The organism is Streptomyces sp. SID11385, assembly GCF_010548245.1.
Taxonomy (GTDB): Bacteria; Actinomycetota; Actinomycetes; order Streptomycetales; family Streptomycetaceae; genus Streptomyces.
In genome coordinates, this window is record NZ_JAAGLR010000289.1 from 1 (window position 1) to 12678 (window position 12678).

12 protein-coding genes are annotated in these 12678 nt (G+C 73.2%); 7 read left to right on the top strand and 5 right to left on the bottom strand.

The features are described 5' to 3' along the window. From G3I42_RS08890 to fabF, 4 genes are all read left to right on the top strand, one after another. Nucleotides 1-631: ACP S-malonyltransferase (locus G3I42_RS08890; RefSeq protein ID WP_164284057.1), on the top strand; the 631-nt coding region annotated here is incomplete at its 5' end. Between the two features lie 123 nt (nucleotides 632-754). Beyond that, the gene (locus G3I42_RS08895; RefSeq protein ID WP_164284059.1) at nucleotides 755-1756 is read left to right on the top strand and encodes a ketoacyl-ACP synthase III; all 1002 of its coding nucleotides are present in this window, start codon (nucleotides 755-757) and stop codon (nucleotides 1754-1756) included. Between the two features lie 132 nt (nucleotides 1757-1888). Continuing rightward, a complete protein-coding gene (locus G3I42_RS08900; RefSeq protein ID WP_164284061.1) occupies nucleotides 1889-2137 on the top strand; it encodes an acyl carrier protein in 249 nt (82 codons plus the stop codon). A gap of 163 nt (nucleotides 2138-2300) precedes the next feature. After that, nucleotides 2301-3566, top strand: a complete 1266-nt coding sequence (gene fabF, locus G3I42_RS08905) for a beta-ketoacyl-ACP synthase II (protein ID WP_164284063.1) — start codon at nucleotides 2301-2303, stop codon at nucleotides 3564-3566. A gap of 135 nt (nucleotides 3567-3701) precedes the next feature. On the opposite strand, the gene G3I42_RS08910 is transcribed toward fabF, so the two are convergent. Then, entirely contained in the window at nucleotides 3702-4199 is a 498-nt protein-coding gene (locus G3I42_RS08910; protein WP_007827502.1) for a DUF3145 domain-containing protein, read from the bottom strand. A gap of 329 nt (nucleotides 4200-4528) precedes the next feature. On the opposite strand from G3I42_RS08910, the gene G3I42_RS08915 reads away from it, so the two are divergent. Then, nucleotides 4529-5473 carry an SGNH/GDSL hydrolase family protein gene (locus G3I42_RS08915; protein ID WP_164284065.1) on the top strand — a complete coding sequence of 315 codons (945 nt, stop codon included), beginning with the start codon at nucleotides 4529-4531 and terminating at the stop codon, nucleotides 5471-5473. A 172-nt stretch (nucleotides 5474-5645) separates the two neighbouring features. Here the strand turns inward: G3I42_RS08915 and G3I42_RS08920 are convergent, their stop codons facing one another. Next, the gene (locus G3I42_RS08920) at nucleotides 5646-8162 is read right to left on the bottom strand and encodes a glycoside hydrolase family 3 C-terminal domain-containing protein (RefSeq protein WP_164284067.1); all 2517 of its coding nucleotides are present in this window, start codon (nucleotides 8160-8162) and stop codon (nucleotides 5646-5648) included. 238 nt (nucleotides 8163-8400) lie between these two features. On the opposite strand from G3I42_RS08920, the gene G3I42_RS08925 reads away from it, so the two are divergent. Beyond that, the gene (locus G3I42_RS08925; RefSeq protein ID WP_164284069.1) at nucleotides 8401-8970 is read left to right on the top strand and encodes a TetR/AcrR family transcriptional regulator; all 570 of its coding nucleotides are present in this window, start codon (nucleotides 8401-8403) and stop codon (nucleotides 8968-8970) included. A gap of 1 nt (nucleotide 8971) precedes the next feature. Here the strand turns inward: G3I42_RS08925 and G3I42_RS08930 are convergent, their stop codons facing one another. The 3 genes from G3I42_RS08930 to G3I42_RS08940 all read right to left on the bottom strand — a co-directional run bounded on the left by G3I42_RS08930 (nucleotide 8972) and on the right by G3I42_RS08940 (nucleotide 11886). After that, entirely contained in the window at nucleotides 8972-9856 is an 885-nt protein-coding gene (locus G3I42_RS08930) for an aldo/keto reductase (protein WP_164284071.1), read from the bottom strand. A 131-nt stretch (nucleotides 9857-9987) separates the two neighbouring features. Further along, nucleotides 9988-10773, bottom strand: a complete 786-nt coding sequence (locus G3I42_RS08935; protein ID WP_164284073.1) for an EI24 domain-containing protein — start codon at nucleotides 10771-10773, stop codon at nucleotides 9988-9990. A 96-nt stretch (nucleotides 10774-10869) separates the two neighbouring features. Next, nucleotides 10870-11886 (bottom strand): NADP-dependent oxidoreductase, encoded by a 1017-nt coding sequence (locus G3I42_RS08940; protein WP_164284075.1) that lies wholly within the window; start codon nucleotides 11884-11886, stop codon nucleotides 10870-10872. A gap of 94 nt (nucleotides 11887-11980) precedes the next feature. Between G3I42_RS08940 and G3I42_RS08945 the strand changes: the two genes are divergently transcribed. Then, nucleotides 11981-12460, top strand: coding sequence for a MarR family transcriptional regulator (locus tag G3I42_RS08945; RefSeq protein WP_164284077.1), 480 nt, complete (start codon nucleotides 11981-11983; stop codon nucleotides 12458-12460). The last annotated feature ends 218 nt before the right edge of the window (nucleotides 12461-12678 follow it).

Consider the following 12678-nt stretch of genomic DNA (forward strand, 5'->3'; position numbering starts at 1 on the left):
CGCCGGGGTCCTGGACGCCGAGGCGGCGCTCGGGCTCGTACGGACCCGGGGGCTCGCGATGGCCGAGGCCGCGGCCGTCACCGAGACCGGCATGGCCGCGCTGCTCGGCGGGGACCTCGCCACCGTCGCGCCGCATCTGGAGAAGCTGGGCCTGACCCCGGCGAACGTCAACGGCGGCGGCCAGGTCGTCGCCGCGGGCACGGCCGCGCAGCTCGCGGCGCTCGCCGAGGACAAGCCCGAGGGGGTGCGCCGCGTCGTGCCGCTCCAGGTCGCGGGCGCCTTCCACACCTCGCACATGGCCCCGGCGGTCGACGCGCTCGCGCGGGCGGCGGCCGGGCTGAGCCCGGCGGACCCGGCGCTCGCGTACGTGTCGAACAAGGACGGGGCCGTCGTCGCGACCGGCGGCGAGGTGCTCGACCGGCTGGTGGGCCAGGTCGCCAACCCGGTCCGCTGGGACCTGTGCATGGAGACCTTCGAGAAGCGGGGCGCGAGCGCCCTGATCGAGGTCTGCCCGGGCGGCACGCTCACCGGTCTCGCCAAGCGTGCCCTGCCGGGTGTCGCGAAGCTCGCGCTGAAGTCCCCCGAGGACCTCGAGGCGGCCCGCGCGCTCGTCGCGGAGCACTCCGCCTGACCGCCGAGGCGCCCGCCGCCGAAGCACCCGCCGCCCGGGCGGCGAAGCGCCCGCCCCGACCCGCGAAGCCCGAACCCCGTACCGCCCGCCCCGAACCGTCCGGACGACGAGGAGCCCCGTCAGATGTCGAAGATAAAGCCCGCCAAGGGTGCCCCGTACGCGCGCATCCTGGGCGTCGGCGGCTACCGGCCCGACCGCGTCGTCCCCAATGACGTCATCCTGGAGACGATCGAGTCCTCGGACGAGTGGATTCGTTCGCGCTCGGGCATCGAGAGCCGGCACTGGGCGGGCCCCGAGGAGACGGTGACCGCGATGTCGGTGGAGGCGGGCGGCAAGGCCCTCGCCGACGCGGGGATCGCGCCCGAGCAGATCGGCGCGGTCGTCGTCTCGACCGTCTCGCACTTCAAGCAGACCCCGGCCGTCGCCACGGAGATCGCCGACAAGCTCGGCTGCGGCAAGCCCGCCGCCTTCGACATCTCGGCGGGCTGCGCCGGCTTCGGCTACGGGCTCACGCTGGCCAAGGGCATGGTCGTCGAGGGCAGCGCCGAGTACGTGCTCGTCCTCGGCGTGGAGCGGCTCTCGGACCTCACCGACCTGGAGGACCGGGCGACGGCCTTCCTCTTCGGGGACGGTGCGGGCGCGGTCGTCGTCGGGCCCTCGCAGGAGGTCGCGATAGGCCCGACCGTCTGGGGCTCCGAGGGCGACAAGGCCGAGGTCATCAAGCAGACCGTGCCGTGGACGGACTACCGCTCCGGCGAGGTCGCGCGGTTCCCGGCCATCACCCAGGAGGGTCAGGCGGTCTTCCGCTGGGCCGTCTTCGAGATGGCGAAGGTCGCCCAGCAGGCGCTGGACGCCGCCGGGATCACCCCGGAGGACCTGGACGTCTTCATCCCGCACCAGGCCAATATGCGGATCATCGACTCGATGGTGAAGACCTTGAAGCTGCCGGAGCACGTCCAGGTCGCACGCGACATCGCGACCACCGGCAACACCTCGGCCGCCTCCATCCCGCTCGCCATGGAGCGGATGCTGGCGACCGGCCAGGCGAAGAGCGGCGACACCGCGCTTCTCATCGGCTTCGGGGCGGGTCTCGTGTTCGCCGCGACGGTCGTTACCCTCCCCTAGGCACACCATCCGGCCGCGTCCGCGCGTGTTCCCGCTGCTCAACCAGGGCGACGGAGCGCGGCACGGGCCGGCCGGAGGGGCGCCACCGCTGGAATCCCCGTAACAATTCCCCTCAACGAATGGAGCGCCGACATGGCCGCCACTCAGGAAGAGATCGTCAAGGGTCTCGCCGAGATCGTCAACGAGATCGCCGGCATCCCGGAGGAGGACGTCCAGCTGGACAAGTCCTTCACCGATGACCTGGACGTCGACTCGCTGTCCATGGTCGAGGTCGTCGTCGCCGCCGAGGAGCGCTTCGACGTCAAGATCCCCGACGACGACGTCAAGAACCTCAAGACCGTCGGCGACGCCGCCGATTACATCCTCAAGCACCAGAGCTGATCCCGTGCTCCGGTCCGTGCCTTCCGGGCACGGACCGGGGCCGGTCGCTCGGCGCCCGGGACACCGCGGCACACACCCCTGTGCCGCGGTGGCCCGCCCTGTGTGACTGCCGCCGCCCGGCGGTGGCGCCGCAATCCCTCGTATCCGTGGAGAAGGAATTCCTGTGAGCCCGACCAATCGCACCGTGGTCGTCACCGGTATCGGCGCAACCACACCGCTGGGTGGCGACGCGAAGTCGACCTGGGACGGCCTGCTCGCCGGCCGCTCCGGCGTCCGCGCCCTCACCGAGGAGTGGGCCGAGCAGCTGCCGGTCAAGATCGCCGCCCGCGTCCTCGTCGAACCCGGCGAGATCCTGCCCCGCCCGCAGGCGCGGAAACTGGACCGCTCGGCCCAGTTCGCGCTGATCGCGGCCGACGAGGCATGGAAGGACGCCGGTTTCACCGCCAAGGCCGGTGAGGACGCCTCCGTCGACCCCGACCGCCTCGGCGCCGTGATCGCTTCCGGCATCGGTGGCGTGACGACCCTTCTGGACCAGTACGACGTGCTGAAGGAGAAGGGCGTACGCCGCGTCTCCCCGCACACCGTGCCGATGCTCATGCCCAACGGGCCCGCCGCCAACGTGGGTCTCGCCATCAACGCCCGCGCCGGGGTCCACACCCCCGTCTCGGCCTGCGCCTCGGGCGCCGAGGCGATCGGCTACGGGATCGAGATGATCCGTACGGGCCGTGCCGACGTCGTCGTCGCGGGCGGCACCGAGGCGGCGATCCACCCGCTGCCCATCGCCGCCTTCGCCAACATGATGGCGATGTCCAAGAACAACGAGGACCCCGAGGGCGCCTCGCGTCCCTTCGACACGGCCCGTGACGGCTTCGTGCTCGGCGAGGGCGCCGGTGTCGTGGTCCTGGAGTCCGCCGAGCACGCCGCGAAGCGCGGTGCCACGGTCTACGCCGAGGCGCTGGGCCAGGGCATCTCGGCCGACAGCCACCACATCACGGCCCCCGAGCCCTCCGGCGAGGGCATCGCCCGCGCCCTGGAGAACCTGCTCGCCTCGACGGGGCTCGACCCCGCCGAGATCGTGTACGCCAACGCGCACGCGACGTCGACGCCGCTGGGCGACGTCGGCGAGATCAAGGCCCTCTCGAAGGTCTTCGGCCCCGAGCTGGACCACATTGCGATCTCCTCGACCAAGTCGATGACCGGGCACCTCCTCGGCGGCGCGGGCGGCATCGAGTCCGTCGCGACGATCCTGTCGGTGAAGAACCGGACGGCCCCGCCGACGATCAACATCACCGAGCTGGACCCGGAGGTCGGCGCGGACATCATCCGCGACGAGCCCCGCGAGCTGCCCGCCGAGGGTGCCATCGTGGCCCTCAACGACTCCTTCGGCTTCGGCGGCCACAACGTGGTCCTGGCGTTCCGGAGCGTGTGAGTGCACGTGTGGGGGCCGGCACCGGAAGGGTGCCGGCCCCCACACGTTTGTCCGGGACCCGCCGAAAAATCAAGCCCCTCCGGCGCTTGAGGAGCGGGGCGTGGGGCGGAGCCCCACAAAGCCCCCGGCCCGGGCTCACACCACCTGGTGCAGCCACCGCACGGGAGCCCCCTCCCCCGCATAGCGGAACGGCTCCAGCTCGTCGTCCCACGGCTTCCCGAGCAGCTTGTGCACCTCGTCCGCCAGCACGCTCTCCCCCGCCCCCGCCCGCGCCACGGCGGCCCGCAGCCGGTCCTCCGGGATGAGGATGTCCCCGTGCACGCCGGTGACCGCGTGGAAGATCCCCAGTTCGGGCGTCGCGCTGTACCGCTCGCCCTCGACGCCCGGCGTCGGCTCGGACGTCACCTCGAAGCGCAGGAGCTGCCAGCCCCGCAGCGCGGAGGCGAGTTTGGAGGCCGTGCCGGTCTCCGCCTGCCAGGAGAACTCGGCGCGCCAGGTGCCGGGCGCGGCGGGCTGTCTGATCCAGTCGAGACTGACCCGCACCCCCAGCACGTTCGCCACGGCCCATTCGACGTGCGGGCACAGCGCGCGCGGTGCGGAGTGCACGTACAGGACTCCACGTGTCGTCGTCACCGGTACCTCCTGTGGGGGACGAGGTGCGGGTCCCTCGCGCCCGTGCCGAGCATTCTTCCCAAATGGGACAGAAGTGACGTGATGCAATGTAGCCGACCGGGAACAGCGGGCCGTCACCGGGCCGGGGCGGTCGCCGTGTCGGCCCCGCCGGTACCCGCCGGGGCGTGACATGCGCCGCCTCGGGCAAAACTACCCTGCGGGAACGCCCGCGGTGTGACGTACCGTCGACCTCAGCGCCACGAGCACCCGGCTTTCACCCGCCAGGGCGCCCCGCGAGGCGCCGGGGCGCACGCCCCCGGGTCCGGTGTGCCGAAGGAAGGAGCCCGCGTATGCGGAAGGTGGTCACGGCGGTACGGGTCCTGCGCGCGCTCCGCCGTCCGCGTGCGGCGCTCCCCCGTACGGGTCCTCGTACGGGCCGCCTCCTCGCGGGCGCGGGGACGGCCGCCCTGCTCGCCCTGGTACCGGCCTGCTCGGACTCCTCGGGGCGGCCGGGCCCGCCCGGCGAGGTGGCGAGCACGCGGGCGGCGACGGGCTGGGACCGCAGCCCCTCCTCGGTGGCGGCCGTGGGCGACTCGATCACGCGCGGTTTCGACGCCTGCTCCGTGCTCGCCGACTGCCCGGCCGTGTCGTGGTCGACGGGCAGCGAGAAGGACGTGGACTCGCTGGCGAGGCGGCTGCTCGGCGGGGAGAACGTCGAGGACCACGCCTGGAACCTCGCGAAGTCGGGGGCGCGGGCGGAGGCCCTGCCCGGGCAGATGAAGTCCGCGGCGGAGCACCATCCCGGTCTGGTGACGGTCCTCATCGGCGCGAACGACGCGTGCCGCTCCGACGTCGACGCGATGACGCCCGTGGCCGAGTACCGCGCGGACATCGAGAAGGCGCTCGACACGCTGCACGAGGAGGCGCCCGGGGCGCGGGTGTACTTCTCCAGCATCCCGGACCTCAAGCGGCTGTGGGAGCTGGGGCGCACGAGCGACCTCGGCAAGGAGGTGTGGAAGCTCGGCATCTGCCCGTCGATGCTGAAGGACCCGGACGCGCTGGACAAGGCGGCGACGGAGCGCAGGGACCAGGTCGAGCAGCGGGTCGCCGAGTACAACAGCACCGTGCGGGAGATCTGCGCGAAGGACAAGCTGTGCCGCGACGACGGCGGCGCGGCGAACGCGACCCGCTTCACGGCGGGCGAACTGAGCCGCTGGGACTGGTTCCACCCCAGCCGCGAGGGCCAGGCGACGCTGGCGCGGATCGCGTACGAACGGATCACGGCGAAACGGTAGCCGCCACGGACCCCGCTCCTCAATCACCGGGGAGGCTGGAATCTTCCCCGCCGCCCGCGAAAAATCAGCCCGTCCGGCGTTTGAGGACACCGCGCGAAGCGCGAAAAGGGGGGCCGCCCCCGGAAGCGGTCAGGCGCTCCTGGGGGCGGCCGGTCGATGGGCGGCCCGGGCGTCAGCCCCTCCGTACGGCCGCCGCGACCCGCAGATCCCGCACGCTGCGTCCGGCCTCCACGCCGTAGTCCCCCGGTACGAGGCGCCACGCGTTCCCCGCCTCGTCCCAGATCTCGAAGGCGCGGCGCGCGACCCGTACGACCGCCTCGGCGCTCTCGCCGGGGGCCGCCTCGACCTGCGCGAAGCCCGCGAGCCAGCGCGCGGGGCGCTCGGTCTCGGGGGTCGTGCCGGGCTCGGCGGGGGCGAGGTAGACCTGCACGGTCTCGCGGCCGGTGCGGCTGCCGCTGTTGCGGACGCGGACGGTGACGGTGAGTCCGTCCTCGGGGGCGGGCTCGACGGTGACGGACTCGTACGTCCAGTCGGTGTAGCCGAGGCCGTGCCCGAAGGGGTACGCGGGGGTGCGGCCCGCCTGCTCCCAGGCGCGGTAGCCGATGAGCACGCCCTCGGTGTACTCCAGCTTCCCGTCCGTCGGGGTGGTGTTGACGACGGGGGCGTCTTCGAGGACGGCCGGCCAGGTGGTGGGCAGGCGCCCGCCGGGCTCGGCGGCGCCGGTGAGGACGTCGGCGAGCGCGGCGCCGCCCTCCTGCCCGGGGAACCAGCTCAAAAGCACGGCGGCGACGTCGTCGCGCCACGGCATCTCGACGGGCGAGCCCGCGTTGACGACGACGACGGTACGGGGGTTGGCGGCGGCGACCGCGCGGACGAGGTCGTCCTGACGGCCCGGCAGCTTGAGGTCGGTGCGGTCGAAGCCCTCGGACTCGACGCGCTCGGTCGTCGCGACGACCACGACGGCGGCGTCGGCGTCACGCGCGGCCTCGGCGGCGCGGGCGATCAGCTCGTCGGGGTCGTGCACGGGGTTCTGGTGCAGGACGGTGAAGCCGACCGCCTGGATGGGCAGGCCCTCGGGCTTGGCGACGGTGTGGAAGACGCTCAGCCCGACGGGCTCGTCCGCGGTCAGCTCCAGGCGCCCGCGCTCGGTGGGCTGGCCGAAGAACGCCTCGAAGGGGTCGGTCGCCGCGCCCATCTCGACGGAGCCGTCGAAGAGTTCGCGACCGGCGATGACGACCTTGAAGCCGCCGATGCCGCGCGTGCCGAAGACGTGCTCGCCGCTCTCGCGCGGCGTGAAGGTCCCGGTGACCTCGATGGAGTGCAGGGTGTCGTACGTGACGCCCTCGGGCAGGTCGCTGCCCATCCACTGGATGTGGCCGCCCGCGAGCGGGACGTCGGCCAGGACCTCGCCCGCCTCGTCGCGGCACACGGCGCGCAGCGCGAAGCCCTGGCCCGCGACGTCGAGTTCGTTGTTCGGGTCGGCGCCGACCTCGTAGGAGAGGGTGCCCTCGGGGAGGGCGGCGCGCAGCCCGTCGAGCGGCGCGACGACGTGCGCGGGGAAGACGGTCGCCGAGCCGCCGCCGAGGACGCGGGCCTCGCGGGCGGCGGCGCCGCTGAGGGCGACGCGGGCCCCGGGGGCGAGCGGGAGGGCGGGGGTCTCGTCGCGTACCTCGTTGCGGACGAGGACGAAGGAGCGCGTGGCGAGTTCGCGGGCGAAGGCCTCGCCGTCGATCGCGGCGGGGAGCGCGTCGGCGGGGACGACGGGCTCGGTGGTCTTGAGGGCCCCGGTGCGCGCGGCGAGGAGGAGGACGCGTCGGACGGCGGCGTCGACGACGCTCTCCTCGACGTCCCCGGCGCGCACGGCGGCGGCCAGGTTCTCGCCGTAGACGGTCTTCGGGCCGGGCATCGCGAGGTCGAGGCCGCCGTTGGCGTCGGCGACGGTGTCGCGCGCGGCGGTCCAGTCGGAGAAGTTGACGCCGTCGAAGTTCCACTCGCCGCGCAGGACCTCGTTGACGAGGTAGCGGTGCTCGGTCATCGTCGTGCCGTTGACCGAGTTGTACGCGGTCATGATGCCCCAGGGGTGGGCGTTGGCGACGATCGTCTCGAAGGGGGCGAGGTACAGCTCGCGCAGCGGGCGCGGGGCGATGCGGTTGTCGACGGTGAAGCGGTCGGTCTCCGCGTCGTTGCCGACGAAGTGCTTCGTCGTGGTGCCGACGCCGCCGGACTGCACGCCGCGCACGTACCCGGTGCCGATCGCCCCGGTCAGGTGCGGGTCCTCGCTGTACGCCTCGAAGTGGCGGCCCCCGAGCGGGGAGCGGTGCAGGTTGACCGTGGGCGCGAGCAGGACGTGGACGCCCTTGCGGCGGGCCTCCTGGGCGAGCACCTGACCGGCGCGGACGGCGATCTCGGGCGACCAGGTGGCGCCGAGCGCGGTCGGCGAGGGCAGCGCGAGCGAGGGGTCCTCGCTCGTGGAGCGCACCCCGCGCACGCCGATGGGGCCGTCCGAGACGACGAGCGAGTCGAGGCCGATCTCCGGGATCGCGGGCAGCGACCAGAAGTCCTGCCCGGCGAGCAGCCGGGTCTTCGTGTCGAGGTCGAGCCGGGCGAGGGCGGTCTCGACCGCGGCCTCGTGGGCGGCTTGCTGCTCAGGGGTGACCTGGGGCTCGGGTGGGGTGGACGCACCTGTCACGGCCGTACTCCTCGTGGTCGCTGTCTGCCGGCTGCGGGGGCCACGCCCCCGACTGGGTGGGAGCGCGCCCTCATCTTGCACCCGTCGACCTGTAGTCCGGTAGGGGACGTTATTTTTACGTGACATAGCGATGCCGTACGGTCCTGCGGGAGCGGGGTCGCCGGGCCGGTCACGGGCCGGGCGGGCGAGGGTTCCCGGGCCGGTCACGGGCTCGGCGGGCGAGAGGGGTGCGGGGCGGATGGCCAGGGCCAAGGGCGAGGAACGGCGCGCGGAGATCCTGCGGGCGACGCTGGAGGTGATCGCGGAGCGCGGCTACCGCGGGGCGACCCTCGGCGCGGTCGCCGAGCGCGTGGGGCTGACGCAGCAGGGGCTGCTGCACTACTTCCCGACGAAGGAGGCGCTGCTCGTCGCGCTGCTCGCCGAGCGGGACCAGTGGGACGCGATCCCGGGCGACTCCTGGCGCCTGGACCTGCTCTCCTCGCTCGTGGACTACAACGCGATGCGCCCCGGCGTCGTGCAGACCTTCAGCGCGCTGCTCGGCGAGAGCGTCACGGAGGCGCATCCGGCGCGGGACTTCTTCACGCGCCGGTACGTGGTGGTACGGGGCAACATGGCCTCGGTCCTGCGCACCGCCTACGGCGAGCGGCTGCCGAGCGGCCTGACCCCGGAGCAGGCCGGGACGCTCATGGTGGCGGTCATGGACGGCCTCCAGTACCAGTGGCTCCTGGACCCGGAGGCCGTCGACATGAGCGCGGCGTTCCGCGACTTCCTGCACCTGCTGGAAGGGGCGGAGCAGCCGCCCGCGTGAGTCAGCCGGCCAGCGCGTCCAGGGTGCGCACCTCGTCCTCGGTGAGCCGGACCGCGCCGGCCGCCACGTTGTCCTCCAGGTGGTCCACGCTGCCGGTCCCCGCGATGGCGAGCACGTGCTCGCCGCGCCCGAGCACCCACGCGTGCCGCACCTGGGTCGCGGAGACCCCGTGCGCCCGTGCCACGTCGAGCACCGCCGCGTGCTCCTCGCCGCCGCCCTGGGCCTCGCGGCCCGGCTTGGCGCCCGAGAAGAACGGCACGAAGGCGACCCCGCGCTCGCCGCAGAGCGTGAGCGTCTCGTCGTCGCGCCGGTCGATCCCGTACGGGTTCTGCACGGCCGCCACCGGGGCGATCTCCAGCGCCTCCTTGAGGTGAGCGGCCTTGACGTTGGAGATGCCGAGGTGCCGGACGAGCCCGGCCTCGCGCAGCTCCGCGAGCGCGCCGAAGTGCTCGGCGAGCGAGTCCTGGCCCATGAGGCGCAGGTAGACGAGGTCCATGTGCTCGCGGCCGAGCTGGCGCAGGTTCTCCTCGACGTGGCCGCGCAGCTCGTCGGGGCGGGCGGGCGCCGCGAACTCGCCGCGCACGTCCCGTACGGGGCCGATCTTCGTGGCGATGACGAGGTCGTCGGCGTACGGCGAGAGCGCCGTGTTGATCAGCTCGTTCGCCGAGCGGGTCTGCGAGAAGTAGAACGCGGCCGTGTCGATGTGGTTGACGCCGAGTTCGACGGCGCGGCGCAGGACGCGGAGCGACTGCTCGCGGTCGCGCGGGACGCCCTGGTGGAAGGGTGCGGTGCCGGTGAGCCGCATGGCGCCGAAGCCCATGCGGCGCACGGGGAGGTCTCCGCCGAGTGCCCACGTACCGGATTCGGCCGCCGTGATGGTGGTCATTGCTGGGTTCCGCCCTTCGCCGTCCCGCTGACCGCCCGCGGTCCGTACGGGCGGCGCAGGTGAAGTATGCGTTACCGGAGGAACCTCCGGAACGGCGGGGGCGGCGGGAAATGTCACAGCGCGAACCCGGCTCAGGGGCGCTCGGCGGCCGGGATCTCCTCGCGTCCGGCGCTCTCCAGCGGCTCCCCGCGCAGGTCCCGGGCGAGCAGCGTGGCGCCCGCGACGGCCCCCGGCATGAGGAAGACGGCGACGACGGGGACGAGGAAGGCGAGCCCGAGCGGGACGCCGAAGCCCCAGGTCAGACGCTTGCGTCCACGGAGCAGCGCGAGGCGTTCGCGCAGGTCGACGCGGCGGCGGGCGAGCGCGATCGAGACCAGTTCCTCGGCGAGGAAGAACCCCGTGACGAAGAAGCCGATCACGGGGACGACGGTCTGCCCGACGAAGGGCAGGAACCCGGCGGCGAAGAGGCACACGCCCCAGATCGCGGCGCGCACGAGGATGCGGACGCCGTCCCGTACGGAGATCCAGATCTCACGGCCGAGCGAGAGCCCCGACTCGGTCGGGAAGCCGTCGATCTCGCGGTCGACCTCCTCCGAGAGCGCGTCGTAGAACGGCTGCCCGACGACGAGCGTGACGGCGGTGAAGCTCAGCACGCAGCCGAGGAGCACCAGCGCGAAGAGCACGACGGTGAGCGCGCCCCGGAAGAGCCCCTGCCACGGCGATTCCCAGTCGTCGGCGAACGGTGTGGCCCACGCGACGAGGTCCCCGCCCCACAGGGCGAGCGCGACGAGCACGGCCGCGTACAGGACGAGCGTGATGAGCCCGGGCAGCAGGGCCACGCCGTACCGCTTGCCGTGCCGGCCGACCCAGCGCTGACCGTCGAGCAGGTACCGGAATCCGAGGGCGAGTTCACGCATAGGCGGACCCTACCGGGCGTGGGCACGTCAGGTACCGGTGAGGCGGGGGCGGGCACCTGACGCGCCCGCCCCCGCCTCACCGGCCCCCGGTCCCGCTCACGTCAGGTCGACGATCATCTTCCCGGTGTTCTCACCGCGCAGCAGGCCGAGGAACGCCTCGGCGCCGTTGTCGATGCCGTGGGCGAAGGTCTCGCGGTACTTGAGGCTGCCGTCGCGGACCCAGGCGGAGACCTCCTCGACGAACTGGCCCTGGAGGTCGGCGTGGTCCTGGACGAGCATGCCCTCCAGGCGGATGCGCTTGCCGATGACCTGCGCGAGGTTGCGCGGGGCGGCGGGGGGCTCGGTCACGTTGTACTGCGCGATCATGCCGCAGATCGCGAAGCGCGCGTGCACGTTCGCGCGGCTGATCGCGGCCTCCAGGTGCTCGGCGCCGACGTTGTCGAAGTAGACGTCGATGCCCTCGGGCGCGGCCGCCTTGAGCTGGTCGGCGACGGGGCCGTTCTTGTAGTTGAAGGCGGCGTCGAAGCCGAGTTCGTCGACGAGCCACGCGACCTTCTCGTCCGAGCCCGCCGAGCCGATGACGCGCGAGGCGCCCTTGAGCTTGGCGATCTGCCCGACCTCGCTGCCGACCGCGCCCGCCGCGCCGGAGACGAAGACCGCGTCGCCCTCCTTGAAGGCGGCGACGCGCAGCAGCCCGGCGTAGGCCGTCAGGCCCGTCATGCCGAGCACCCCGAGGTACGCGGAGAGCGGCGCGGCGTCCGGGTCGACCTTCGTGGCGTGCTGGGCGGGGACGGAGGCGTACTCGCGCCAGCCGGCGAAGTGCAGCACGTAGTCGCCCTCGGCGAAGCCCTCCGCCTCCGAGGCGATGACCTGGCCGACCGCGCCGCCGGTCATGGGCTCGTCGAGGGCGAAGGGCGGCGTGTACGACTTCACGTCGTTCATCCGCCCGCGCATGTACGGGTCGACCGAGAAGTACAGGTTGCGCACGAGCACCCGGCCCTCGGCGGGAGCCGGTACGGGGGCCTCGCGCAGCGCGAAGTCCTCGGGCACCGGCCAGCCCTGCGGGCGGCGGACGAGGTGCCAGGCGCGGCCGGACTCGGGAAGGGTGGTCATGCGGAGTGCCTCCTGCGGGGGATTTGTTTCATGGGCTGAAACAAACATGCGCATGAACATTTCACTATGTCAAGCACCTCGTTACGATGGAGGCATGACACTCCCCGCCACCGCCCCGCGCGATCCCCTCACGCTGGAGGTCGTGCAGCTCATCGGCGCGGTCGTCGGGCGCTACCACGAGGAGTACGAGCGGGCCGCGGCGGCGCACGCCCTCACGGGGGCGCAGGCCCGCGTGCTGAGTCTCCTGTCCCTCGGACCGCTGCCCATGCGCCGCCTCGCGAGGACGCTGAAGTGCGAGCCCTCGAACGTGACGGGGATCATCGACCGCCTGGAGACGCGCGGCCTCGTCGAGCGCCGCGCCGACCCGGACGACCGCCGCGTCAAGCTCGCGGCGGCGACCCACGAGGGCCTGCGCCTCGCGCGCAGCCTGCGCGACGGACTCGACTTCGCCCGCGAGCCGCTCGCGGACCTGAGCCGGGAGGAACGGCTCGTACTGCGCGGGCTGCTGCGGCGGATGCTGGGCGAGGACGTGGCGGGGGCACAGGAGGGAAGCGGGGCGGTACGGGAAGACTGACCCCGTACCCGTACCGTCCCCTCACCACGGCGGAGCCCTCCGTGCCGTCCTTCACGCCCCTCGACCTCACCCTCGTCCTGCTGCGCCGCATGCAGGACTTCCACCCCGCGCTCGTCGAGCGCGCCCGCCGCGGGCTGGGCGCCGACGCCGCGCGGATGCGCGAGGCGAACCGGCGCTGGCAGGCGAGCGCGCACGGGCGGTACGGGCGGGGCGAGGCG

Coding starts and splice junctions, on each gene's coding strand:
- G3I42_RS08895 (WP_164284059.1), top strand. CDS start 755: ATGTCGAAGATAAAGCCCGCCAAGGGTGCCCCGTACGCGCGCATCCTG.
- G3I42_RS08900 (WP_164284061.1), top strand. CDS start 1,889: ATGGCCGCCACTCAGGAAGAGATCGTCAAGGGTCTCGCCGAGATCGTC.
- G3I42_RS08915 (WP_164284065.1), top strand. CDS start 4,529: ATGCGGAAGGTGGTCACGGCGGTACGGGTCCTGCGCGCGCTCCGCCGT.
- G3I42_RS08925 (WP_164284069.1), top strand. CDS start 8,401: ATGGCCAGGGCCAAGGGCGAGGAACGGCGCGCGGAGATCCTGCGGGCG.
- G3I42_RS08930 (WP_164284071.1), bottom strand. CDS start 9,856: ATGACCACCATCACGGCGGCCGAATCCGGTACGTGGGCACTCGGCGGA.
- G3I42_RS08935 (WP_164284073.1), bottom strand. CDS start 10,773: ATGCGTGAACTCGCCCTCGGATTCCGGTACCTGCTCGACGGTCAGCGC.
- G3I42_RS08940 (WP_164284075.1), bottom strand. CDS start 11,886: ATGACCACCCTTCCCGAGTCCGGCCGCGCCTGGCACCTCGTCCGCCGC.
- G3I42_RS08945 (WP_164284077.1), top strand. CDS start 11,981: ATGACACTCCCCGCCACCGCCCCGCGCGATCCCCTCACGCTGGAGGTC.